A 24,369-nucleotide genomic window follows, 5' to 3' on the forward strand; every position below is an offset into this window, starting at 1 on the left:
TTTATTTTTTACATGGATAATATTCGCATGCTTTGTAGTTACATGCTGGTATATAGACCTTACATTTATAACAGTAGAACCAGTTATTTTTATCAGGAATATTACGTTGAAAATATGCTTGATTTTGAGTTCTCAACTCCCGTTTTATTTCCCTGACAAATACTTTGCTTACACCAAAACGATTAGCTAAATCTCCTATCGTGATATCTGATTCCTTTAGATGTTTTTTTATGTCATTTCTTATTTGTTTGTAATCTTTTATGTCAGTTCCAGTGTCTGTCGGCATCCATTCACTCCCCTCAATAAAAAATCTTTAAAAACAAATTATCCTGATTATGTATATTTGTTAACTATGATTTAAATTTACTTTTAAAAAAACAAAAAAATCTAACAGTGATGTCATTAAAATAAATTTTAACCTTGATTATAGTCAGTAACATAACTTTCGTTGTATAAATTTATCCACAATAAACTCCTTTATCCAACCTTTTGCAAAACTGATATTTGCTGATAATTGCATGAACGCTTCATAAATCAGCTGTTTCATGTGATCTGTATCGATGGCGAAGAATCCGGATATTACTCTCCTGATACTTTTCCATATAAACTCGATAGGATTTAGTTCTGGAGAGTATGGAGGCAGATATACCAGTTCGATACCGTTATTGGCTGCGCATTCAACAACAGTTTTTGCATGATGCGATCTGAAGTTATCAAGGATTATGACAATCCTTTTATCAGGATTGTTTTTCCTGATATTCATCAGGAACTCACATACATCCTCTTTCTTTGAATGTGGGCTGAACTCGATTACAGATTTGCCGTTTAGCGCATAGAACCCTAAAGTGTTTACTTTAATCCAAGTATTCCTGTATATCTGGGGTTTGTTGAATGACCAGAATCTCAGGGTATTAGCATTATTCTGTGGAGAAGTTTCATCGAGGAATCCGATAATGGTGTTCTCATCCAATTCAGGAATGTTTTTTTAAAATTTCGTCGGCATCATCAGGTTTTCGGTAGTCGTGTGGATAAGGCTTAGCGTATTTCATACCAAATTCTTTGAGAATCCTTCGTATCTGCATAAGACAATATTCCACACCGAACTCATTGATTATGAGTTCTCTAACCTGATTTGTAGTCCAACCATTCCTGGATTTAAGTATCTGTTTAAGCTGGTCTTTCTGCTGCTGTGTGAGTTTTGGTGGTCTTCCTCCGGTGTATCGCGGAATCAATCCCTCATATCCAGATTCATTCCATCTCTTCTGCCATCGATGACCTACTGGACTCGAGATCCCCACTCGTTCAGAAGAAATTATTACGCTGTTACCCTCATAGCGGTACTTGATAAAATATAATCTCGTCAGTACCCTTGCGTATTTCTCGTGTCTTATAAGGTATAAAAGTTCATCGTATGTAATATGCTTTTGAATGGGTATTTGTTCAGGTTTTGTCATAATAAGATATATGATGTAATAGTTCATATATTATGTGTTAGACTATATATGGATAAACAAAAGGGGAGAGTGGAAAAGCAAAATTTTCAGTAAATTTGTATACAGAATATACAAGAATCAAAAGACGAAGTATCTTATAAACCACATATAAATTTAATTTTAGTTTTTATAAAAGTTAACAATATAAATTTGTTTTTCTTTAATCAACAACATACGGAGCTAAAAAATGAATAATACAAAAAATCAGGATTTTGGAGATAATCCGACTGATGTTAGGAAATCAGACCATTATCAGGAGGAATACGTTACCGGATTTGTCGATAAATGGGACGAACTCATTGACTGGGAGAGCCGGGCTAAAGGTGAAGGTAACACCATAATAAATATATTGAAAGAAAGAGGAGTCAAAAAGGTTCTTGATGTTGCTACAGGGACAGGTTTCAACTCCGTGCGGTTGTTACAGGCAGGTTTTGAAGTTGTAAGTGCAGACGGAAACCCTGAAATGCTTGCCAAAGCCTTTGAAAACGCCAGAAAATACGGTTATCTGATGCGTACTGTACAGGCTGACTGGAGATGGATGAAACAGGACGTTCATGAAAATTTTGACGCTATAATCTGTCTTGGTAATTCATTCACACATCTTTTTAATGAACGCGACAGAAGAAAGGCATTGGCTGAGTTTTATGCACTGTTAAAACACGATGGTGTACTGTTGCTTGACCAGCGTAATTACGATTCTATACTCGACCAGGGATACTCAAGCAAACACGCTCATTATTACTGTGGAGACAGTGTTTCAGTGTATCCCGAACACGTCGATGAAGGGCTTGCAAGGTTTAGATACGAGTTCTTGGACAACTCAGTCTACTATCTCAACATGTTTCCATTGAGAAAAGGTTACACAAGAAGACTTCTGCATGAGGTTGGATTCCAGGAAATTAAAACTCTCGGGGATTTTAAAGAAACATACAAAGAGGATGAACCCGATTTCTTCCTTCATGTTGCTGAAAAAGAATACAAAATGGAGTAATTGCTGGTTAACTCTGTTTAGCCGTAAGTTTTATATGGTTATGTATGGTTATGGAGAATATACACAAAACTCTGTGTTCTAAAATACTCCTCCATGATGGTTGCAAAAACCATCCCCTCTTTTTTATGATTCCATGAAATATTTGTCCACTATATCCAAGATATCATTTTTAGAATACTGAAAATCGCTTAGCAATAAATCAACTATCTGATTTTTCTCAATACCTGCAATCTTGTAACTTTTGATTTTAAAAAATACCTCGCATTCCATAGAACAAAAGTACTGTAGCCTTGTATTCACATCCTTTTCAGTACACATTTTTTTAAGGTTGGACATAATATCATAACTGGAGTATATCTCATCAACGGTGATTGTCTGGTTGCAGTAGGAACATCTAACCTTTTTTTGGCTGTTTTGATCCTTATTCATGGTCATCCTCCCAATACAGTATTTTTAAACAAAACGATTAATCATCCAATTAATGTTACAGTAATGTACCAAATAATTTTTTAGACCTGAGGTATAACCAAGTATTAAACCTAAAAAGGATAATAACCTAATATGAAAAATTTCCGTAATGGTTGGAAACAAAATATAGACCATGACAGGATAATAATCATCCTTATATTTACCTTTATAGTCTTCTGGAGTATTTTACTATATTATTATCCACCCAGTGAGATTGTCAGTAAAGTCGGTGTACATAATGTTTACGTATTTGCGTTTTTGCTGGCAATGATTGGGGGTGTATCAGCTTTTACATCCACAAGTTTCTATATTACCCTTATTACACTTTCTGCAGGGGGAGCAGACCCAGTATACATAGGTGTTTTTGCAAGTATCGGTCTTACACTGGGTGACCTGTTATTCTACTATCTTGGGAAAAAGGGCAAACAATACATTCCTGAAAGGTATGGATGGGGTATAAGGAAACTTTCCAGTTATGTTCAAAAAATAAAAGACAGATATATAGGTGTTCTTATTTTCACATATTCGCTTACACCATTACCGAGTGATATACTGGCACTTACTCTTGCTGTAATCGGTTATCCTCTTAAATATATGATAATTCCCTTGTTGTTAGGAAATTTTGCACTCATATCAATTATGGCTACTATATCACAGATAGGGTTTAATTTTTTAACCTGAATCACTGATTAGTTTTTTATTTATCAAACCATTTAAAACAGAAAACTTGTTAAAATTTTTGCTAACCCAAACCATTAATATTAAGTTTGACATAAATAGTATTATATATGAAAACATTATCACTTTTAATTACTTCCATCTTGCTATACATTGTAGTATTTAGTATTGGTTATGTATTGGAATTACAGCCATATATAATGAGTTTGGCTAGTGTGATATTGGGTGGACTAATACTGTACTATGCAATAGATTATCTTTCAGAACAACGCTACAGGGTGCAGCTTAAAAGATAAGCATATTACAGAATTCAATTTTACTGTACCTATATCAAAAGGATAACTATTTTACCATCATTAATATATTGCAGGTTTTTATATGTCAACAAATCAAGACAACAAAAATAATGATTCAATAAACAACGAGGAACAAATTTTACTCTACGAAAAACTTACAAACTTATCAGAATATATTGAAAACGAGCAGTTTGAAGATGCACTGGAATTGTGCAATGGGCTTTTGGATAAATACCCCGAATATACACCTGTAATGCTGAGCAAAGCCAATGTTCTAAGTTTTCTGGAGCGTTATGACGAAGCATTGATTACCTATGATAAAATACTTGAGTTAGAACCGGAAAATTCACAGGTATTATATGCAAAAGCAATAACATTGTCAAAGCTTGGCAATTACCATGATTCAATACTAATACTTAATGATTTGATAAGTTATGACCCCGACAATTCTTATTACTGGATTGCCAGAGGATTTAACTATTATGACCTGAATCAATTCCATGATGCACTTCAGGACTTTGAAAGTGCTCAACATCTTGACCCAGAAAATGAAAAACTTAACGAATTGGTTAACTTACTGGAAAAAGAAGCCGATTAAGTTTTTTGTTCCAGAAAGTTGTAAAATTGAAAGTATTCAAAATTAACAAAGTAAATTATTTAAGTAATAATTTGCCGAATTTAAAAGGTTCAAATATTATTTATAAAATTTATAACCTTTTTTATTGTTTGAACCGTTACCCCCAATAACTTCTTAAAAAAATAAAAATAATAATTTTTAAATACCGGTTTATCTATCAGCTATTGCTTCAAATTATTAATCCAATGAGAAGGTAATTTGAACTTTTTTACAAAAAACCACTGAATAGTAAGGGATGATTTATGAAAATCCGTGTATTAAGTTCTAAAGATGAAATAGAGAATTTGGATGAAAACGAAGAAATGGTTCATCTGGCTTTCAGACCATCCAATACAGATATATTTTCGATAGTATCTAAATGTACAAACCTTAAAGCTCTTCATATACCAAGTTCATATAAAAGGACTCTTTCAGAGTCTGCAAAAATGTTTCTGGACATGCAGGGCATAAACCTGCTCGAAGGTGATGTATGGGGTCACAGAAAAGACATAAACGAGTATTCTGAAGTTTCAGATAACATATACAATCGGATAAAGGAACTCAAAGATGAAGGACTTTCTGATGATGAAATTGTTGATAAAATGAAAAAAGAAACTAAATTGGGTCCTGATTTTGTTGAGTTTCTGATAAAACAAAAATATGCCTAATATGTTACTTTTTTTATTTTTTACCTAAATAATGATAGGGTAAATCCCTATCATTAGAGCAGATGGGAGCTAATAAGGGGGTAGTTAACATCAAATACCATTAATAACTCTCCATTATTTCTAAATATTTTCTAATAGATAAAAGTTTTTATATTTAATAAGTCATTATATTAAAAGTAATTAAAAATAAAACTATTGATTGTTCCAGCGTGTTAGCAAAAAGAAAAATTTATAAACCAAACTTTCAAGTTAGAATCTGGCAAAGGAACATCACTCCACCCTGAGACTCATTTACCCTTTGCCCAGTATTTTTTAGGTATAAATTATTGGTTTTGGTTTATTTTTTATCTAAATGGATGGGTTTATATAACTTCAGCTCATATATTATATATACATATAATCTGTTATTGAAAAAACAAAAACCTGTTTTTTATAGTAAATTATATGGATGATTTATTGTAGGATTGTTACAATTAAATTTTTACCTGAATTGGATTGTATGCATAAATCTTCCTACCTATATTATCCAGTGGATTTTAAACTTTAACCTGATAATCCACATCCACATAAAAGAGGAATTAATCTGGCAAACTATAAAAGTAATATGAGAAAGGATAGAAATAATAACCGTAAACAATCAACTGATGCCCCTGCTGTTACAAGGGTTCGTACTCCACGAAAAGATAAAAATGAAGTATTTGCTACTGTTTCTACACTGCTGGGCGGAAAAAGAGTTAAGCTCCAGTGTATGGACGGAACTGAAAGAATGGGAAGAATTCCGGGTTCTAAGAAAAAAAGGATGTGGATTCGTGAAGGAGACATTGTTATAGCACTACCTTGGGATTTCCAGGATGAAAAAGCTGATGTCATTTGGAAATATACCAGACCACAAATTGAGTGGTTAGATAAAAAAGGATACTTAAGTAAAGGATAAAGATAAAAATACTCACTCAACTATCTTTTTTTAAATCTATAAACTGCACCTATAAAATTGGAAAAAATTTATCCACCATATAGTAATTAATATTAATTTAATATATGAAGTATAATAATTTTTAAAGGTGGTTATATGAAAAAACATCTTGTTGTCTCTGTAGGCGGTGGTCCATTAGCATCCCTGTATGGAACTCCTGAACTAAACTCACAGGCACCTGAAAGATTTTTGGGAGATATCTACAATACATATATACAAAGCGGTGCAAAATCTATAGAATTAATATGTGTAGACCCCAACACAGATGCACCCTATACAAACGATTTAGATGAAAATGAAGCAGGTTTTAAAAACCCGAATTATTGTGGAACAGGATGGAACGCCTGCATATATCAATATGAAAGTGAAGAGATAAAAAATCTGGTCAAAAGATTATCAGAATACAATAAAATAGATAATGCAGATCAGCTTGGTGGTAAAGCTATTTTGAGTATACACTATTACTGTGGTTCTGCTTCAACTAACCTTAACAATGGTTACTGGATGAAAGAAATACCAGATTCTATTATGGATGAAGCCAAAAAACGATTCAAAAAACAATTTCCAAATATTGAAATAATGTTTAACATATATTCTAAAAAGCAAAAAACAGGAAAAGTACCAAAAGATTTGCAGGAAAAAACTAAAACATCTTATAACAATCCACCGACATAATAAATTTTAGACAATTTTTTTCAATGGAATAACTGGCGATTACAAACATAATTTATATATGATTTTTACCACCTTAACTTGTTAATTAAAAATGGATACAATTTAAAATAAATTAATTTATTAATTTTGCATTCATAATATATACTAATACTTAGACCAAAATCAAATCGCAAATGGTATATACAATATATCCAAATAAAATAATGGAGAGTATCGGAATTGGTTTTATCTTCCACAATTATTTTAGTTTTTTGTCTGGTAGCATTTGCGGTTATACACAGTGCTCTGGCAAGCCTTCCTTTTAAACGCCGACTTATGCAGTTTTTAGGTTCTAAAGCAGATACACTGTATATGCCAGTATACAGCCTTATAGCGGTGCTGACTATATCTCCACTGATCTACCTGCTGATTTATAATCCAGGACCAATTCTATATATAGTACCCTCTCCATGGCGATGGATAATGGTCGGTGGACAAATAATCGCCGCAATTGTAGCCCCCAGAGCCTTGCTGGATGCACCTCATAGATTTAAAATACATTCTCAGCTGTCTGGTCCTAACACACCTGAAGCAGGCGCCTTAAATATCAAAGGAATTTATCGATGGGTCAGAGATCCTTTTTTACTTTCAGGGATTATTATCATCTGGCTCACACCCTTTATGACCTTCAATTTACTTGTCATATATGCATTAACCACCATATACCTGTATTTAGGGTCGTTACATTGGGAAAAAAGGCTAATTGCCCAATTTGGTGACGAATACAGAGAATACCAGAAACAAGTTCACAGAATAATCCCTTATCTAAGGGGACATTACTAAAAACTTTAATAATCATACACTCACTTGATCACATTTGATTTGCTTTATTTTATCAAAACATGTGGTAATTTTAAATATTATATTTTCAAATTCAATTAGTCTTTCTATTTCATCATATATAAGTAATAATTCCCAATAACCTTAACTAATTTCTTAACGTAATATTCAGAGGTATTTTGTGACGTCAAAAAATATATTATGTAACGGTCAAGCTTTTGAAGAGTATATTTTCGAAAATGAACCATATTATGTACCTACCGGAAATGAAATCGAAATTTTCACAGCTGCATACAAAAACAATCTCCCTGTAAATCTAAAAGGTCCGACAGGATGTGGTAAAACAAGGTTCATGGAATACATGGCTTATCATCTAAATCGTCCATTGATTACCGTCGCTTGCCATGAGGACCTGACAGCTACCGACCTTATAGGACGATTTATTATAAAAGGGGGAGACGTAGAATGGAATGATGGACCACTTACAAAAGCTGTTAAAAACGGAGCTATATGTTATCTAGATGAAGTGGTAGAGGCGAGAACGGACACATTGGTTGTCATACACCCTTTGACAGATGAGCGCAGAATCTTGCCGATTGACAAACAGGGTATTGTCCTTAAAGCAAAACCTGAATTCATGCTTTCAATATCCTATAATCCTGGCTACCAGAGCGTTATTAAAGACCTTAAGCAGAGTACACGTCAAAGGTTTATAGCCATAGAATTTAATTATCCCTCGATGAATACCGAGACTCAAATTGTGGCACATGAAAGTGGAGTGAGCCAAAATACAGCTCATTCACTGGTAGAAATCGGTCATCGTATTCGAAATTTCAAACAGCATGGTCTCGAGGAGGGTATTAGTACAAGGCTTCTAATATATGCTGGTAAGCTAATTAATGAAGGGATAGCTCCAAATACTGCCTGTAGGTCAGCGATGATAGAACCAATTACCGATGATTTTGATCTTCAAATGAGTATATCCGAAATTATATCTGCTGTACTGGAGTGGGAATAAGCTTGTCATATGGTCGCACTACATATCCTCTCGATAGTGAATTAGAAAAGCTGATTCGCCTAAAGTTACCGAAATTGTCAGATACTGAAATTAAGAATGTAACACTGCAGTTTAAAAATTTGGACGACAGCGATGCAAAATTTATTGTTTCCAGAATTAATACATTTAAATGCGGACAACCTAGGGTTCAATTACTTTTATTTAAAACATCACCAAAAATTTGTGGGTATTTGGGTGTTAGCGGGTTTTTGGACTGGTTTATGCTTGCTGTATATGTGGCAAATATTAATATTTCCTGTCTTGAAGGATTTATAAAATCATCGGCTAAAATCATCAAAAAAACAGGATTATATGAGCTTGAAGAATGGTTAGAAATTGGAATTTCCCTTGCAGAAACAAGTAGTAAAGTGGCAATAACATATTTTGGCACTACATCTGATGTTTTTCTATCTGTTGGATATGATCGTTTTAAGAACCTGTCAGATATCGGCATAAAACTTGCAAAACAGGATGCTCAAGTTTCTGAATGTTATTTTAAAAATCTACCTTTCCTACAACGCTGTCTTTTACATGATTACATCAATGATTTTGCAGAAGTTGTCAAAGGTCTGGCAATATCTGATAGGAAATCTGCAATAGATTTAATAGAAAATACAGAATCAGTATTTAAACAAATTCCCTCGTTTAAAAAGCGAAAATTCTTGTACCAAGTCAAAAAAACAGCATGTATAGATACTTCAACAGCACATTTGCTTTACCATAAATCTGGGTATATATTATACTGGTTGACAGAATCAGAATTTGACCAGCTGGTAAATTTCGTGATAGAATTTGCAAAAATAGATCCCAATGTTGCTTGTTCTTTTTTAAATGCCTGTCCCGAATTTTTTAAAAAGGTAGAGACATCCGAGGTTTTCAAGTGGTCCAACATAGGAATGTATTTGATACAAAAAAATGTTGAATCATCAAAGGCTTTTTTTGATAAACTTTTGGATAACATAGACCTTATGAAAGAAAATTTTAATCAGGCAGAACGTGTAGATTTAATCTACAAAAGTGCAGATTTTGCACTCTCAAGCTGGGTTTGTCTTGATGATTTTTTTAAATCATTACCAGCCATATATAATATTTTATCTAAAAGTGAGTTCTATGAATGGCTTGAATTGGGTAAAAATATCGCTTTACATAATTCTATTATAGGTTCGGCCTTTTATAGAGATTCAACATGGGTAATTGTCCATGCAAACCCACGATACCGCAGGCAAATTTTTAAAACTGGAAAAGAGTTACTGTCATCTAACCCCATGATTGCAGGTTTGTTTTTCAATGCACTACCAGAGGCAAGTGATAACCTACATCTAAATCATATCGATGAATGGGCAAAACATGGTTTGAGTTTATACAATATAGACCAAAAAATAGCTGCCAGTTATTTTGAACACACACCATCACTTTTAAAAGATATTGATATAATAGGCGTTAAGGATTGGACTCAAAAGGGCATAGAGTTATTTTACAAGGATTTTGTGAGTGGAAGACTTTATTTTAATTTAGAATCCAGAAAATCTAGGGAGGTCATAGGTAGCTTATCAAATGGGGTGGAACTGGAAAAAGTGCAAAAAACCCTGAAATATTATACTTTAGGCCTCTCGGGTATCAATTACAAGATTTACTCCAAAAACATGATTTCTGATTTTGACACACCAAACCCTGTTGTATATAATAATATAATTTACCTAAAACCTCGAGTAAATTTATTTGACAATCCAGAGTACAATTTTAGGTTTTACAAATTGTGCTTAATACATGAGATAGCCCATAAACTCTATGGCAGTGATCTCATCTCTGCCCTGAAAAACAATAGAAGCGGTATAACATATCATGAAATCCTATCGGTTTTACCAGAAAAGAATACTGATAATAATTTTGATTTACAAACGCTAACATCGAGGTTTATTTATCCAAAGGTTATTGAAGATATTTTTACAATAATAGAAGATGCAAGAGTAGAGTACAAAATTATGGAATCCTACAGAGGACTTTATAAGGATTTTAAACTTAGATACCTACTGCTCTCAAAAAGGTCACTATCAAAAGATGTCCCTGAAATATTTGTGGACTCCCTTCTTTGGGTCACCTGTGGATATAGACCATCATCAAACAAAAGGGATGTCCAATGCCTGATCGACTTCTCAAAAAGCGTATTAAATAAAATGGTATTTCATTCAGAATCCTCAGTTATAGAATCTTTTGTAGTAGCCTGTAAAATATATAACAAGATTAAAGAATTGTTGAATTGTGAAACTCATTTAGAATACAATCCAATCCAAAACTTAGAATACAGGAGTGTGGAATTTAAAAACACTATTAAAACTTCAAAAGAAACCGAAAAGCCTGGTATGGAGGATTTAGAATATACCTCCCCTGTTACATATGTACAGGCAAGTGATAAGGCAGAAGAGACCTGCTATCCACATGATCATATAACACCTAAGTCCCCGAGTTGCACCAAAAACATAATTGCAAGCTACAGGTATGATGAATGGGACGAACGTATTAACGATTACAAATATGAATGGTGTATAGTAAATGAAGTAGAACCAGATAAAGATACAAGCAATTTTTATGAGGAAACCTTAGAAAGTTACATATATGAAATTAATTATCTAAAAAAGGTTTTTAGCTCCATAAAGCCTGAAGATTATCAAATGTTAAAAAGGCAGTCAGATGGAGATGAAATAGATATAGATTCAGTGATAGATTCTTTGGTTGAAAAAAAATATGGTTCTCATCCTAATGAGGATTTTTATATAAAAAATGTTAAAAAGGAGAGGGATGTTGCTACTCTTTTCCTAGTAGATGTGAGTGCATCTACACAAAAAAAACTTGGTATGGGTGGTAAAACTATACTGGATATTGAAAAGGAAGCTCTTATTGTAATGAGCCATGCACTTGAGAATATAGGTGATAAATATGCCATATATGCGTTTTCTGGTACTACACACAGGAATGTAGAATACTATGTTGTAAAAAAATTTGATGAAGGGTTGTCCACTGATATGAAATCCCGGATTAGTGCCTTAGAACCTATATCCAATACAAGACTTGGACCTGCTATACGGCATTCGATAAAAAAACATAAAGACATTGAAGCAAAAACAAAACTTATCATACTGATTTCAGATGGAGAACCCTATGATTTTGGTACCAATGGACCTCCCTATCAGGGGGATTTTGCTGAAAGGGATACCAAAATGGCTATCAGAGAAGGATATGAAAAAGGTATTCACTTTTTTTGTGTAACAGTAGATAAAGAGGCAAAAGATTACATGGATTCTATCTTTTCAGATGCAGGTTATACTATAATCGATGATGTTGCCCTAATTCCCGAACGCCTTCCTATGATATACAAAAAGCTAACTACCTAAAAGAAAGATTAATTGATTTGTCAACATGAAAACTAAGATAATGAAGTTTTAATATAAGCTAATATATGTTTTAGAGCATAACCTTGGAAAATGTGGATTTAGAACAAAAAATATAATTTGTTAATAAATTCTTAAATTGTTTATATGAAACAAGTTGCAACTACTGTTATAAACTCAAATGGTAATGTCCTTTTAAAACGTAGAAAAACAGTCCAAAAATTGACTGTTATTGGGAATTTTCCAGTGGCAAAGTAGAAGATGGTGAAACTTTTAAAGAATGCCCTGAACTTGAAATAAAATAATAGTTAAATCACGAAATAGAAATTAAAAATTTAATTGCTGAAAATATTCATCTTTATAACCATGGAAAATTTAACTTGCTTTTTTTTTCATGCCCAAATTATAAGTGGAGATATGAGATTAGAAGCCCATGATAAAGTTGAATGGGTAGAACCCAAAGATTTGTATAATTATGATTAGATCCTGCAGATATACCTATTTTAGACGAAGTTGTACAATATTTGACTCTGTAGAAATCCTCGTTTGAAAAATAGAAGCATACAATCACTTTTCTTCTATTATTTTACGTATTGAATGTTAAACCGATAGAAAAATTATAGCGATTAGAGCGGCTATAACTCCTAACCATTGACGCGAAGCAAGTTGTTCTTTTAATAATATACATGCCAACAATACTGTAACTGCAGGACTTAGTGATGATAGAACAGTGGCAACATCTAACCTCCCAGCTCCTGAAGCCAGTGCAAAAAAGGCAGCTCCTCCTGTATTAAATAATCCTGCAAGGATAACTATCAGAATTACATCAGATGTGGGTTTCCTTACAGTCTTTGTCAACATTATGAATCCTGTGAGCATGATAAATGCTGTAGTTCTTGAAACTGTTAATGGCCAGTAAATTGCAGTAGCACTAAAATTATCAATGGATATAAAAAACAAACCAAATAATGTACCTGCAAGTAGTGGAAACCCTAAATCACTTGCTTTTAATTTGGGTCCTACATTCATACTGACAATAAACCATATTCCAATAAATGCAAAAATAAAACCCGTAATTTTAAAAATTGAAGGAATACCCTCATAAAAAGCAGAATATATTACAGGTGTAATCATCGATATTACCGCAGCCAGAATAGCAACTATACTCATTTTTCCTTTGGCAAGACCCGTATACAGCGATATCAACCCTGAAGCTCCAAAAAATCCTGCAAATGCACCCCAAATAAGGTTGTTTAGCGAAGGTAAACTCTCTGAAAACGTAAACGCAAGAATTGGAAATGTAATAACACCCATGATTTGTGTAACCAGAACTACAGAATAAGCACTTGTCCGTCTGGTAGCATATCCCCCTACAAAATCTCCTGTACCCCATGATACCGCAGATGCAATTCCAAAAACAACTGCAAAAGTTTCAATAGATATCATTTTATATCTCCAGTAATTTCTAAATATGCTTTTTACGTATTATCTGTTAGGTTATGGCTAAAAGTAGCGTCCATGTAAGACGGTCTTGTGGTTATTCAGCCAGTATGCCATACAGTCTTATAGTTATAATTTTTTTGGACTTATAGAACAGGGATACACTTTAACCCAGTAGTTCATAGTCAGATGAATTTCTGCAAAGTACTATATTTAACATTTAATAAATTTAAACACGATTGCATCATAAATAGCAAAAATGAAGATGGCTTGAGGCTTTATTTCACCAATATTTTTTTAGAAAAGAATTTTGTTTATAAAAATAAAATTTAAAAATCTGTGATAATAGTAAATCCCCAAACTTAGCCAGTATAATGTGAAACATAGACCTAAAAATAGGATGCTCCGATGGGGATTTGAACCCCAGTCGCAGGAGTGAGAGTCCTGCATGATTGGCCGTGCTACACTATCGGAGCAGTTACAATCAACAACACACTCAAAGATAACTTAAGTAATATTAATTTTTCGTTTTGAAAGGTAGGTAAAAATCATTACCTACCAAGTTAACCAAACATTCCACCTATAGGTGTATGTACTTCTTCCTCTTCCACTATTTTTTCGTAGGAATCCAAAAAGTCCTGCATGTTTATCTGGTTACCACGTCTTCGCAGGACAAACATGCCTGCTTCTTTCACAAGTGCCATCAAATCAGCACCTGTTAAACCTTCAGTTATATCAGCCAATCTGGTGAAGTCCACATCATCTGAAAGGTTCATTTTTCTGGTCTGGATTCTTAGAATGTCCTCACGTCCTTTATTATCAGGTTTTGGAATCTCAATAAGGCGGTCGAATCTGCCAGGACGTAGAAGGGCAGGGTCAAGCAAATCAGCCCTGTTTGTAGCTGCGATTATTTTAACTTCTCCTTTAGGGTCAAACCCGTCCATTTCTGCAAGGAGTTGTAGCATTGTACGATTTACTTCTGCTGAACCTGTTGTTCCATCATGTGTACGCATACCACCAACAGCATCTATTTCATCAATAAAAAGTATAGATGGTGATTTGCTTCTTGCCATTTCAAAGACATCCTTGACAAGCCTTGCACCTTCACCTATGAATTTTTGCACAAGGTCTGATCCAGACATACGTATAAATGTTGCATTTGCCTGAGAGGCAACTGCCTTTGCTATCAGGGTTTTTCCACTTCCAGGTGGACCATATAACAGTACTCCACTTGGAGGTTCAATCCCTATATTGTCAAATAATTCCTGTTCTGTCAACGGAAGTTGTACCGATTCGATTACTTCCTGGATTATGTCGTCAAGTCCTCCAATCATATCGTAATCTATACCGGGTGAATTAATAACTTCCATTATCTGTGCCCGTACATCTGCCGCTCTGCTGATGACAGATATTACTGAAAAAGCAGCATTTACACTTACACGAACTCCCGGTTCCAGTTGGTCTTTAAAATCTGAAGAAACGTTAGTTACAACTTCCTGATTATTACCGTGCTGTCTTAAAACTACTGTATCATCATTTATTTCCAACACAGTTGCCACAAACAAAGGCGGTTTAGAAAGCTGATCAATTTGTTTATTGAGCTTTTCAATCTCCTCTTCATAATTACTTATTGTCATATTGGCATCAAGGAGATTAGCTCTTAGGTTTTCATTCTGTACTCTTAAGGATTTTATATCACTGATTAATGTGTCAATGTCTTTGTTTTCCAGATCTTCTGTATCTGATGATTCACTTTTTTCAAGCTCATCATATTCGTTATTAGAGTTTACTGTATTTGTCGTCGGATTTGACTCTGAACTTGAATTAGATGTAGTCATGGTGTTTACCTATGTTTTTCACTTTTTATATAGTATTCACAAAATAGTAGATACCTCATATAGTTTTCCCATGTTTATTAACCTATGCCTTCTACTCAATCATATAATATAATCAAGTTAAGTATCCAAGGGTTTAGAAATATTTGTTTTCTAATCAAATTATTTTAAAGCATCTATAGCCAAAAATAAACCCTTATTACAATTTATTATATATATACATATCTTAAATCAAATCATGGTTGACCATGAGTATATTTTAAATATTTGTATACACAAAATAATTGTTAGATAATAAATGAATACAGATTTATATCAAGTTTTCAAGATAATGAGGACTTCTGAGGTTTCCATTGTGCCATAATACAAATTAACACACTTTTCCAACAAAAAAATTTATATATTAATAATTACATTTTATCTATTGTTGGCACAACAAGAATAAACGATTTGTATATACAATCGTGAAATTGTTCACAATAATACTAAACCATTAATCTGAGGGGATGAATGGTTTGCAAATCTACCTTCTGGTGGATTAATCATTCGAGGCAAAAGGATGAAGATCCGGCTTGAAATCATAGATGATGACGGAAACGAAAAAGTAAATGTGGAATTTGCTGGTGAAAACTGGAGAGAATACCTGACCAAGTTCATTTACACCATTGATGTACATTCTTCATCGACCGAATCTTCATCCTCTCAAATGCCTAATCAAAACCAACCTATTTCTCAACAATATCAGTATTATCCAACAAATCAACAACCTTCCCAAACTCAATACCAACAGCCTGTGAATCAACCATTATTCACACAACAACCTGTTCAGCAACAGCCAGCTAATACACAATTTAACCAACCACCGCAGTATCAAGCACCAATAAACCAGCAACCACCACAAAATTTTGCACCTGTTAACAACCAGCAAATTGTTAATAGAGAGCCAAAAACCCCGTCATTAAGAGAAAAACTTAATGATGCGACACTTACAATTAACGAGCGTCTGGAACTATTTCTTAAATATGAATATCCTCGTGTATGGTTCTCATCACAGGACATACAGGAGCAATACGAAAAAATCTATGGTAAAATAAAATTAAGCACGGTTTCCACCTACCTTTCAAGAATGTATCGCAAAAATTTGCTTGAACGTCGGGGTAACAGAACCCAGAGAGAATACAGATACATAGGTGATATGGGAACTGAAGATGAATACGTTAATGAAAATGTGAATGACAATATGGGATATGTGCCCCATAACCAATCGAATACTTTCCAGACTTATAGATAATACTAATTTATAAAAATAATAAAACTGCAATTATACAACTATGCAGACATCAAACCTTCTCAAACTTGGTTCTCTGTTAATCTTTATTGGATTTGCCATGGTATTTCTGGGAATGATTTTCACAGCCGGTACAGGTCAAAATGATTTTGGCGGACTTATAATGATAGGTCCAATTCCTATTGTCTTTGGCACATCACCAGAAATTACAAGCAGTATGCTCCTGCTCGGACTATTAATATTGATTGTTTATTTACTGATAATAAAAAGATAAAATTAGTCTTTTTTACAATAATCCATTTCCTTTGCCATTTTATGGAAGGTTTTTACAGTGCGTATGAACATACATAGGTTCTTATCACCATTTTTTTTACAGGATTTTGGTTCTTCATCTTCTTTGGTTGCTGTCATGATATTACCCTTATATAATAATATATATGTTTTAATATTATGAATTGGTTTTGGTCGTTCTATAATTATTATAAAAGCCCATATTAACAGATTCAACTGATGTAGTGAAATAGTTAAATTGTGAAAAACTGTAGTTACTAAAGTGGTGTTTGAATGGCAGGTGAATACCTCATATATACTGGAATTTTTGTCATAATTATCGGATTTATAATTATAGCAATATCGATTATAATAAACACAATGAAAGAATACGAAAAAGAGGAACACAATTACTATAAAACACCTGATTATCAGGACCAACACCATTCTGAAAATTACAATAAACCTCGTACAGATGTTAAGGGTGGCGGTGTTGTAATGATAGGACCAATTCCCCTTGTATTTGGTTCAGATAACCAATCATTGCAAAAACTAATGATACTGGCTATTATTCTGATGTTGTTAGGATTTGCTTTTACCTTTGTTTACTCGTTGTGAACCAATTGTTATTTTAACTGTGAATTTGTTTTATGTGAACAACGTGTATACAATCTATTGTAGAGGGTCAACTACAAATATATACTACCAGATAAATGGACATAATACTTAAAAACAAAAATAGAAAAACAACAATGAAACCTTTTAAAGTAGTTACCAGTTATGAACCAAGAGGAGACCAGCCCTCAGCCATTTCAAATTTAACAAATGGACTTAACAAAGGTTTTAAACACCAGACTCTTCTGGGAGTTACAGGGTCAGGTAAAACCTTTACAATGGCAAATGTCATAGAAAACGTTCAAAAACCTACACTTGTAATTGCACATAACAAAACACTTGCCGCTCAATTGTATTCTGAATTCAGGGAATTTTTCCCAGACAATGCAGTAGAATATTTTGTAAGTTATTATGATTATTATCAACCCGAAGCCTATATACCAACCACTGATACCTATATTGAAAAAGAATCTTCAATAAATGAAGAAATTAATAGGTTGCGGCTATCTGCCACCAAATCGCTAATGGAACGCAGAGATGTCATTGTAGTATCCAGTGTTTCATGTATCTACAATATAGGTTCACCTGATGAATGGAAAGAGATGTCTTTATTCCTCTCCCCTGGTGAAGAGGTTGATAAAAGTTCCCTGTCTGCCAGTCTGGTTAATATGCAGTATGAGAGAAATGATATTGAATTTACACAGGGTACATTCAGGTCACGAGGAGATACAATTGAAATTTACCCTGCACAGGAAGAACACGGAATACGAATAGAACTTTTCGGAGATGAGATTGAAAAAATATCATATTTTGACCCATTGACAGGTAAAGTGCAAAATACACTGAATGAAGATGAATACATTGCAATTTACCCCGCAAAACATTTTGTAATGCCTCAAGAACAGATAGATAGGGCTATGGATTCTATAGAAAAAGAACTTGAAGAACATGTATCCAGATTTGAAGCAAACAACCAGCAACTTGAAGCCCAGAGACTTTTGCAACGTACTAATTTTGATATGGAAATGCTTCGTGAAATTGGATACTGCAGTGGTATTGAAAACTATTCCCGGCATTTTGACGGTCGCAGACCGGGTGACCCTCCATATTCACTCCTTGATTTCTTCCCTGATGATTATCTTATATTTATAGATGAATCACATGTAACAATACCTCAAATAGGCGGCATGTACAACGGTGATAAATCCAGAAAGGATTCACTTGTTGAATATGGATTCCGCCTCCCATCTGCCTATGACAATCGACCCCTGAAATTCGATGAATTTGAAAATAGAGTTAATCAGATTATTTATGTTTCAGCAACACCTGCTAATTATGAATTTAATAAGAGTGAACAGGTCGTTGAACAGATAATTCGACCAACAGGACTTGTCGACCCTGAAATAATAGTGCGACCTATAGAAAACCAGATTGATGACCTTATAGGTGAAGTCAGAGAAGTAGCCGAAGAGGGATACCGCACCCTTGTCACCACCCTTACAAAAAGGATGGCTGAGGATTTAACCGATTATTTACTTGAAGTTGGTATCAGAGTTAAATACATGCATTCTGATATCGATACTCTTGAACGTGCAGAAATTGTAAGAAGTCTTAGAAAAGGAGATTTTGATGTCCTTGTAGGAATTAATCTGTTAAGAGAAGGGCTTGATATACCTGAAGTGGAGCTTGTAGCAATCCTTGATGCTGATAAAGAAGGATTCCTGCGTTCAGAACGCTCCCTTATCCAGACCATTGGGAGAGCTTCAAGAAACGCAAACGGTCGCGTTATTCTATATGCTGACAAAACCACAGGTTCCATGAAAAGAGCTATTGATGAAACAAACCGCAGACGTGAACTCCAGATTGACTTTAATCAAAGAAATGGTATTGTCCCACAGACGATCACAAAAGCAATTCAAAAAGAACTTGTGGAGGTCGAATATCCTGAACCACAAACCAGTGAGTATTCAGAAACAGTTGCACTGGCAGAAAACAAATCCACAAAAGACATTGAAAACCTGATTATTGACCTTGAAGAGGATATGCATCTTGCCGCAAAGAACCTTGAATTTGAAAAAGCTGCAGAATTAAGGGACAAAATCAACGACCTACGCAGGAAATATTCACTATAACTGCAAATATAAAACCATAAACTTTATATTTTAAAAACACAAGTTGGTTATGCAGTAAACAGGCGTTGATGGTCTAGTGGCTATGACTGGGGCCTTCCAAGCCCCCAACCCGGGTTCAAATCCCGGTCAACGCATACTATTTCTGGTTAAACTACAATTATAATATCTATTTACCCTATATTATAATAGATAAGAAAAAAGTTTATCTCTTTTGTATGCAATATAAATTTACAGGGGTGAAATTTTGCTATCAAAAATTCCAATTGACCTCAATAAAGTACAGCTGGAAAACAAAGATAAAGAAATACTAAGAGCAGCGATAATTGCCGAATTGGATGCCATAAATCTTTATGAAGAAATGGCAGACCTTGCAGATAATGATGAAATCAAATCTGTACTCCTTGATGTTGCCAAGGAAGAAAAAACCCATGTCGGTGAATTCCAGACAATGCTTTTAAAGTCTGACTCACAGCAGGTTGAAGAACTGGAAGCCGGTAAAAAAGAAGTTGAAGAAGAATTGTCGAAGTAATGGCATTAATACTTCACAATTCACTTTTTAATAAAATAATTTTTTATTCTTATTTTAAACATATAGTAAAACGTTTCGATGTAATAATTTTTATCAGGCATTAACATAATGGTTGAACTATGTTAAAAGCAATAATTTTTGATTTTGATGGAGTACTTGCTGATTCCATGCCATATCATGCACAAGCATGGAAAATAGCATTTGAAAAAGCAGGGATTGAAATAAACAAAGACGATATATATGAAATAGAAGGGTCGAACCATGTAGGGATAATCCAGCTAATGTTTCAAAAGATGGGAAAATCCCCACAACCCCATCAGTTCGATGAAATCGCACAGGAAAAAAGGAAAATATTTTCACAAATCGCCAACCTGAAAAATTTTGAAGACATGGATAAATGCCTGTCCCAGCTTAAAAATAAATTTAAACTCGCGGTAGTATCAGGAGCCGATAGAAATGCTGTTTTTAATATGGTAGGTCGATTCTATCCTGATGTATTTGATGTCATAGTAACAGGAGAAGATGTTGATAATGGCAAACCTTCTCCCGAACCCTACCTGAAAGCATTGGGAATGCTTAATGTTGAAAAGAATGAATGTTTAGTTGTGGAAAATGCTCCATTGGGTGTTGATTCCGCGAAGAATGCAGGACTGTATTGTGTAGCTGTTCCAACCTATGTTGACCCTGAAAAACTGGATAAAGCTGATGTTGTGGTTGAAGACCATAGCGATCTCAAAAAATACCTGCAAAAAATATATTCAGAACAGGCATAAATCCATCAACTGACTGAATATATGAGTGCAGGTTGTTTTCCTGTACTTGAAGTAGTATTTTACACCAGCCTTATTGTTTCAAGATTTGTAAGTGCACGTGTCTCGATTTTGTTTTTCTTGTAAATGGAACTTGCAAGGTCGATACAGAACTTTTCTTCTCCGTGTTCAGTATAAACACGTTCTGGACGTGGCTTCATCTTTTTGACAAAATCCATTAACTGTTTTCTATCCGAGTGTCCAGAGAAACCATCTACAACTTCAACATTCATGTTTACGTTAATTGTCTGTGTGCCACCGTTCACAGACGAGGACATCGGAATTTCTTTCCAGCCTTTCTGTATGCGGCGTCCAAGTGTTCCGTCAGCCTGATAACCTACGAATACAAGAGTATTGTTTTCATTTGATGCAAACGCTTTGAAATATTCAAGAATTGGACCAGCGTTCATCATACCGGCTGTTGCAAGTATCACACATGGATGGGGTTCATCAATGATTTTCTGGCGCAGTTCATTGGAGTCCACAGGTTTAAATGAATCCGACAGGAAGGGGTTCTGTCCTTTCTGGAAAATAGATTTTCTCAATTCATTGTTGAGATATTCTGGATAGGTGGCATGAATTGCAGTTGCTTCCCATATCATTCCGTCAAGATATATTGGTACATCATCAATCAAGCCCTTTCTTATAGCATCTTCAAGTACAATCATGACTTCCTGACTTCTACCTACTGCAAATGCTGGTATCAGCACAATTCCGTCTTTTTGAAGTGTATTTATAATAACCTGCTGGAGGTGTTTTTCTGCATCTTTGAGGGTTGGCTGGACAGCGTTGCTACTACCATAAGTGGATTCTGTAACAACGGTTTCAACTCTCGGGAATTTATTTACTGCCGGATCAAACAATCTGGTACTGCCGTATTTGTAATCTCCTGTGAAAACTACATTATGCAGACCATCTCCGATATGGAAGTGTGCTATTGCAGAACCAAGAATATGTCCGGAGTTGTGGAAAGTGAGTTTTATATCAGGCGCAATATCGGTTACTTCTTCAAAGTCCAGTGTAATTGTATGCTTGAGAGCCTCTCGTACCTGTGAGGATTCATAAGGTACAATACGACCCTCTTTACCTGCTACATCGATGTAATCAAGCTGCAATAGTGCTGAAAGGTCTCGTGTAGGCAGAGTACAATATACCGGTCCCTGATAGCCATATTTGTACAAAAGCGGTATAAATCCAGAGTGATCAAGGTGGGCATGTGTCAGTATAACAGCATCTAACTGGCTGAGTGGATAGGCTTCAGGAACATAGAGATAAGGTGTCATATTCTCATCAGAACCAATATTAACCCCACAATCAATCATTACTCTTGATTCAGGTGTAGAAAGGATAAAACAGCTTCTTCCTACTTCTTTACAACCTCCAAGAGATGTAATCCTGACCCATTGGTCTTTTGTAGTAGTTTCCCTGTGAATTTGGCGTCCAACTGATTTTAAAATATCTTTCCTTTCTTTGTGGTTGTTACGCATGAATTCACGGATATTTTTAACAGTCCGTGATTTAATTGGGGGAGTACGTACCACTTTGGGTGTCCAGCCTATTTCTTTTGTAATTTCCCTCAGGGTATCTCCCTGTTTACCGATTACCAATCCCGGCTTTTCGGCTTCTATTATTACCTCCCCCACATCAGGGTCAAAATGATAATTGGATGTTGCCGCTTCTTCAGGGACAATATTTCCTATCTTATCCATTGATTCTTCAGGCGGAACAAGAACTTTTGGATCAGGCCTTACAACAATACGTGTTCTAAGGTCTTTTGCAAGGGTTCGTATGATATTACCATTATCTGCAAACTTACGCGGTTCTTCGGTATAAACTACAAGTTGAGGACCTTCAAATTCAACAGTTGATATAGTAGTATCATTTGGCAACTTGCTTTCTATTTTCTTTTTTAAGTCCAGTAACATCTCTTCTATATCCATAGAAACAGCCTTCCTGTAAAAAATTGAGTAGAAAATATTAAAATTTCTACGGGTTAAATATTAAATTTAAATTTGGATATCAAAAATGTAAAAAACAAACAGAAGTTTTGGTTTTAGTACTTTTAATCAGTTAAGAGCAGCACGTTTATTATTGACCTCCTCTTCATCAAGCTGTTTATAACCGTCTTTAGTTATAACAACGACATCAATGCCATCACCTGATGCTGAATCCCGTTTCATGGCATTATGAAGGGCTCTGATTGCAAGTTCTGCACCCTCATCAGAAGTCATATCTTTATGATAACGGTCTTCGAGCAGACCATAGGTTATCGGAGATCCTGAACCAGTAGCAACGATATTTGTTTCTTCTATCCTCCCACCCAGAGGGTCGAGTGAATACATGTTGGGTCCAGTTTTATCAACGCCACCTACAATAAGCTGTACCATAAGTGGGAAATAACGCTGACCGCTTAACAGATTGGATAAAAGCGTAGTAATTCCTTTTATAGTTATTGGTTCATTACGTCTCATCTTAAAGAGTTTGGATTCGACGCTTATGATGCGAACAATTTGCTGTGCATCCCCTACTGAACCCGCTGTTGTCATTCCTATCCTATCATCAATCTGATAGATTTTCTTTGCGGTTTTACTTGCAATGAAATTGCCCATTGTTGCTCTTCTTTCTGTTGCAAGAACTACCGCATCACTGCAGGCTATTCCAACAGTGGTTGTTCCTTTTAAGTGTTGGTTATCACTACTCATTAGTATACCTCATAGTTTAAAAAAATGAAAAATTATGTTCTCAGGAGTATGTTTTTGGATTCTGATAAATCATTGGTAATTTTTCTATATAAGTTTTTCTGCACGAATAAACTTTCATTCAATAAACACCTATTTCATATGCAAGTTGTTTTACACGTTCTATAACACTTTCATCCAAATTTTTATCTCTCATTTGTGATATATATTCATCCAGAGACCGTCTTTTTGTACCCTCTACAAGATTATCAGCATGTGCAATTATTTTTTCCTCGATTGTACGGGGCATATAATCATCATCCGGAAACCCCAGATTTACTGCCTCTTTCGGAGTAAGACCTGCACCTATATGAGTTTTTATAATTCGCACAATTCTTGAGTCAAGACCAAGTGATTCTGCTATTTTTGCACCTTCCACTATATGTTTAACCCCATGTGTATGTGACCGACCGATGTCATGGAGTAAACCACCGATTTCAACTAGTTCCATATCCACTGATTTACCGGTTTTTTTTAATTCCTTTGCAACCTCGACTGCAAACGATGAGACCGCTTTACAATGTTCAACAACATGCGGTTCACATCCCATTTCCGACAGCAGATTTAAGGCTTTTGTTCGTGATAGCATGGTC

General features: G+C 34.7%; 24 protein-coding genes and 2 tRNA genes. 16 read left to right on the top strand and 10 right to left on the bottom strand.

The genetic code is table 11. The features are described 5' to 3' along the window. Position 1 precedes the first annotated feature (1 nt). Together METEV_RS01950 and METEV_RS11935 are read right to left on the bottom strand one after the other, a co-directional pair. The gene (locus METEV_RS01950; RefSeq protein ID WP_013193877.1) at positions 2-286 is read right to left on the bottom strand and encodes a helix-turn-helix domain-containing protein; all 285 of its coding nucleotides are present in this window, start codon (positions 284-286) and stop codon (positions 2-4) included. Between the two features lie 144 nt (positions 287-430). Next, a protein-coding gene (locus tag METEV_RS11935; protein ID WP_394296168.1) for an IS630 family transposase occupies positions 431-1,454 on the bottom strand; the annotation gives its coding sequence in 2 pieces (ribosomal slippage) (positions 431-985 and positions 987-1,454; 1,023 coding nt in all). 226 nt (positions 1,455-1,680) lie between these two features. Here METEV_RS11935 and METEV_RS01965 point away from each other — a divergent pair. Then, complete coding sequence (locus METEV_RS01965) at positions 1,681-2,484, top strand: glycine/sarcosine N-methyltransferase (RefSeq protein ID WP_013193880.1); 804 nt, start codon at positions 1,681-1,683, stop codon at positions 2,482-2,484. A 123-nt stretch (positions 2,485-2,607) separates the two neighbouring features. Here the strand turns inward: METEV_RS01965 and METEV_RS01970 are convergent, their stop codons facing one another. Beyond that, positions 2,608-2,913 (bottom strand): hypothetical protein, encoded by a 306-nt coding sequence (locus METEV_RS01970; protein WP_013193881.1) that lies wholly within the window; start codon positions 2,911-2,913, stop codon positions 2,608-2,610. A gap of 132 nt (positions 2,914-3,045) precedes the next feature. Between METEV_RS01970 and METEV_RS01975 the strand changes: the two genes are divergently transcribed. The 8 genes from METEV_RS01975 to METEV_RS02010 all read left to right on the top strand — a co-directional run bounded on the left by METEV_RS01975 (position 3,046) and on the right by METEV_RS02010 (position 12,123). After that, positions 3,046-3,633, top strand: a complete 588-nt coding sequence (locus tag METEV_RS01975; RefSeq protein WP_013193882.1) for a VTT domain-containing protein — start codon at positions 3,046-3,048, stop codon at positions 3,631-3,633. Positions 3,634-4,008: 375 nt separating this feature from the next. Next, positions 4,009-4,524: a tetratricopeptide repeat protein gene (locus METEV_RS01980; RefSeq protein ID WP_013193883.1), complete on the top strand. Its 516-nt coding sequence runs from the start codon at positions 4,009-4,011 to the stop codon at positions 4,522-4,524. A 281-nt stretch (positions 4,525-4,805) separates the two neighbouring features. Next, positions 4,806-5,210 carry a DUF1699 family protein gene (locus METEV_RS01985; RefSeq protein WP_013193884.1) on the top strand — a complete coding sequence of 135 codons (405 nt, stop codon included), beginning with the start codon at positions 4,806-4,808 and terminating at the stop codon, positions 5,208-5,210. A gap of 604 nt (positions 5,211-5,814) precedes the next feature. Then, on the top strand, positions 5,815-6,144 hold the full coding sequence (gene eif1A, locus METEV_RS01990) for a translation initiation factor eIF-1A (protein WP_013193885.1): 330 nt from the start codon (positions 5,815-5,817) through the stop codon (positions 6,142-6,144). Between the two features lie 135 nt (positions 6,145-6,279). After that, positions 6,280-6,858, top strand: a complete 579-nt coding sequence (locus METEV_RS01995) for a hypothetical protein (RefSeq protein WP_013193886.1) — start codon at positions 6,280-6,282, stop codon at positions 6,856-6,858. A gap of 219 nt (positions 6,859-7,077) precedes the next feature. Then, positions 7,078-7,680 carry a methyltransferase family protein gene (locus METEV_RS02000; protein ID WP_013193887.1) on the top strand — a complete coding sequence of 201 codons (603 nt, stop codon included), beginning with the start codon at positions 7,078-7,080 and terminating at the stop codon, positions 7,678-7,680. Positions 7,681-7,858: 178 nt separating this feature from the next. Continuing rightward, positions 7,859-8,695, top strand: coding sequence for a CbbQ/NirQ/NorQ/GpvN family protein (locus METEV_RS02005; RefSeq protein WP_013193888.1), 837 nt, complete (start codon positions 7,859-7,861; stop codon positions 8,693-8,695). A 248-nt stretch (positions 8,696-8,943) separates the two neighbouring features. After that, complete coding sequence (locus METEV_RS02010; protein WP_157197257.1) at positions 8,944-12,123, top strand: nitric oxide reductase activation protein NorD; 3,180 nt, start codon at positions 8,944-8,946, stop codon at positions 12,121-12,123. 597 nt (positions 12,124-12,720) lie between these two features. Here METEV_RS02010 and METEV_RS02015 read toward each other — a convergent pair. From METEV_RS02015 to METEV_RS02025, 3 genes are all read right to left on the bottom strand, one after another. Further along, positions 12,721-13,566 carry a DMT family transporter gene (locus METEV_RS02015; RefSeq protein ID WP_013193890.1) on the bottom strand — a complete coding sequence of 282 codons (846 nt, stop codon included), beginning with the start codon at positions 13,564-13,566 and terminating at the stop codon, positions 12,721-12,723. 395 nt (positions 13,567-13,961) lie between these two features. Continuing rightward, positions 13,962-14,036: transfer RNA gene (locus METEV_RS02020), tRNA-Glu, on the bottom strand. A gap of 87 nt (positions 14,037-14,123) precedes the next feature. Continuing rightward, positions 14,124-15,398 carry a proteasome-activating nucleotidase gene (locus tag METEV_RS02025; RefSeq protein WP_013193891.1) on the bottom strand — a complete coding sequence of 425 codons (1,275 nt, stop codon included), beginning with the start codon at positions 15,396-15,398 and terminating at the stop codon, positions 14,124-14,126. Between the two features lie 556 nt (positions 15,399-15,954). Here METEV_RS02025 and METEV_RS02030 point away from each other — a divergent pair. Together METEV_RS02030 and METEV_RS02035 are read left to right on the top strand one after the other, a co-directional pair. Then, positions 15,955-16,686: a hypothetical protein gene (locus tag METEV_RS02030; protein WP_013193892.1), complete on the top strand. Its 732-nt coding sequence runs from the start codon at positions 15,955-15,957 to the stop codon at positions 16,684-16,686. Between the two features lie 40 nt (positions 16,687-16,726). Further along, positions 16,727-16,957 (top strand): TIGR00304 family membrane protein, encoded by a 231-nt coding sequence (locus tag METEV_RS02035; RefSeq protein ID WP_013193893.1) that lies wholly within the window; start codon positions 16,727-16,729, stop codon positions 16,955-16,957. Between the two features lie 2 nt (positions 16,958-16,959). Here the strand turns inward: METEV_RS02035 and METEV_RS12825 are convergent, their stop codons facing one another. Beyond that, positions 16,960-17,094, bottom strand: a complete 135-nt coding sequence (locus METEV_RS12825; protein WP_013193894.1) for a hypothetical protein — start codon at positions 17,092-17,094, stop codon at positions 16,960-16,962. A gap of 153 nt (positions 17,095-17,247) precedes the next feature. On the opposite strand from METEV_RS12825, the gene METEV_RS02040 reads away from it, so the two are divergent. From METEV_RS02040 to METEV_RS02060, 5 genes are all read left to right on the top strand, one after another. After that, complete coding sequence (locus METEV_RS02040; RefSeq protein ID WP_013193895.1) at positions 17,248-17,571, top strand: TIGR00304 family membrane protein; 324 nt, start codon at positions 17,248-17,250, stop codon at positions 17,569-17,571. Positions 17,572-17,705: 134 nt separating this feature from the next. Continuing rightward, positions 17,706-19,700, top strand: coding sequence for an excinuclease ABC subunit UvrB (gene uvrB / locus METEV_RS02045; RefSeq protein WP_013193896.1), 1,995 nt, complete (start codon positions 17,706-17,708; stop codon positions 19,698-19,700). A gap of 62 nt (positions 19,701-19,762) precedes the next feature. Then, positions 19,763-19,834: transfer RNA gene (locus METEV_RS02050), tRNA-Gly, on the top strand. Positions 19,835-19,944: 110 nt separating this feature from the next. Further along, positions 19,945-20,229, top strand: coding sequence for a ferritin-like domain-containing protein (locus METEV_RS02055; protein WP_013193897.1), 285 nt, complete (start codon positions 19,945-19,947; stop codon positions 20,227-20,229). 119 nt (positions 20,230-20,348) lie between these two features. Then, on the top strand, positions 20,349-21,002 hold the full coding sequence (locus METEV_RS02060) for an HAD family hydrolase (RefSeq protein WP_013193898.1): 654 nt from the start codon (positions 20,349-20,351) through the stop codon (positions 21,000-21,002). Positions 21,003-21,061: 59 nt separating this feature from the next. Here the strand turns inward: METEV_RS02060 and METEV_RS02065 are convergent, their stop codons facing one another. The 3 genes from METEV_RS02065 to METEV_RS02075 form a co-directional block, all read right to left on the bottom strand. Next, complete coding sequence (locus tag METEV_RS02065) at positions 21,062-22,978, bottom strand: beta-CASP ribonuclease aCPSF1 (protein WP_013193899.1); 1,917 nt, start codon at positions 22,976-22,978, stop codon at positions 21,062-21,064. Positions 22,979-23,104: 126 nt separating this feature from the next. Beyond that, positions 23,105-23,740, bottom strand: a complete 636-nt coding sequence (gene psmB / locus METEV_RS02070) for an archaeal proteasome endopeptidase complex subunit beta (RefSeq protein WP_013193900.1) — start codon at positions 23,738-23,740, stop codon at positions 23,105-23,107. A gap of 118 nt (positions 23,741-23,858) precedes the next feature. Then, complete coding sequence (locus METEV_RS02075; RefSeq protein WP_013193901.1) at positions 23,859-24,365, bottom strand: TIGR00295 family protein; 507 nt, start codon at positions 24,363-24,365, stop codon at positions 23,859-23,861. Positions 24,366-24,369: the final 4 nt, after the last annotated feature.

It is taken from the genome of Methanohalobium evestigatum Z-7303, from assembly GCF_000196655.1.
Lineage (GTDB): Archaea > Halobacteriota > Methanosarcinia > Methanosarcinales > Methanosarcinaceae > Methanohalobium > Methanohalobium evestigatum.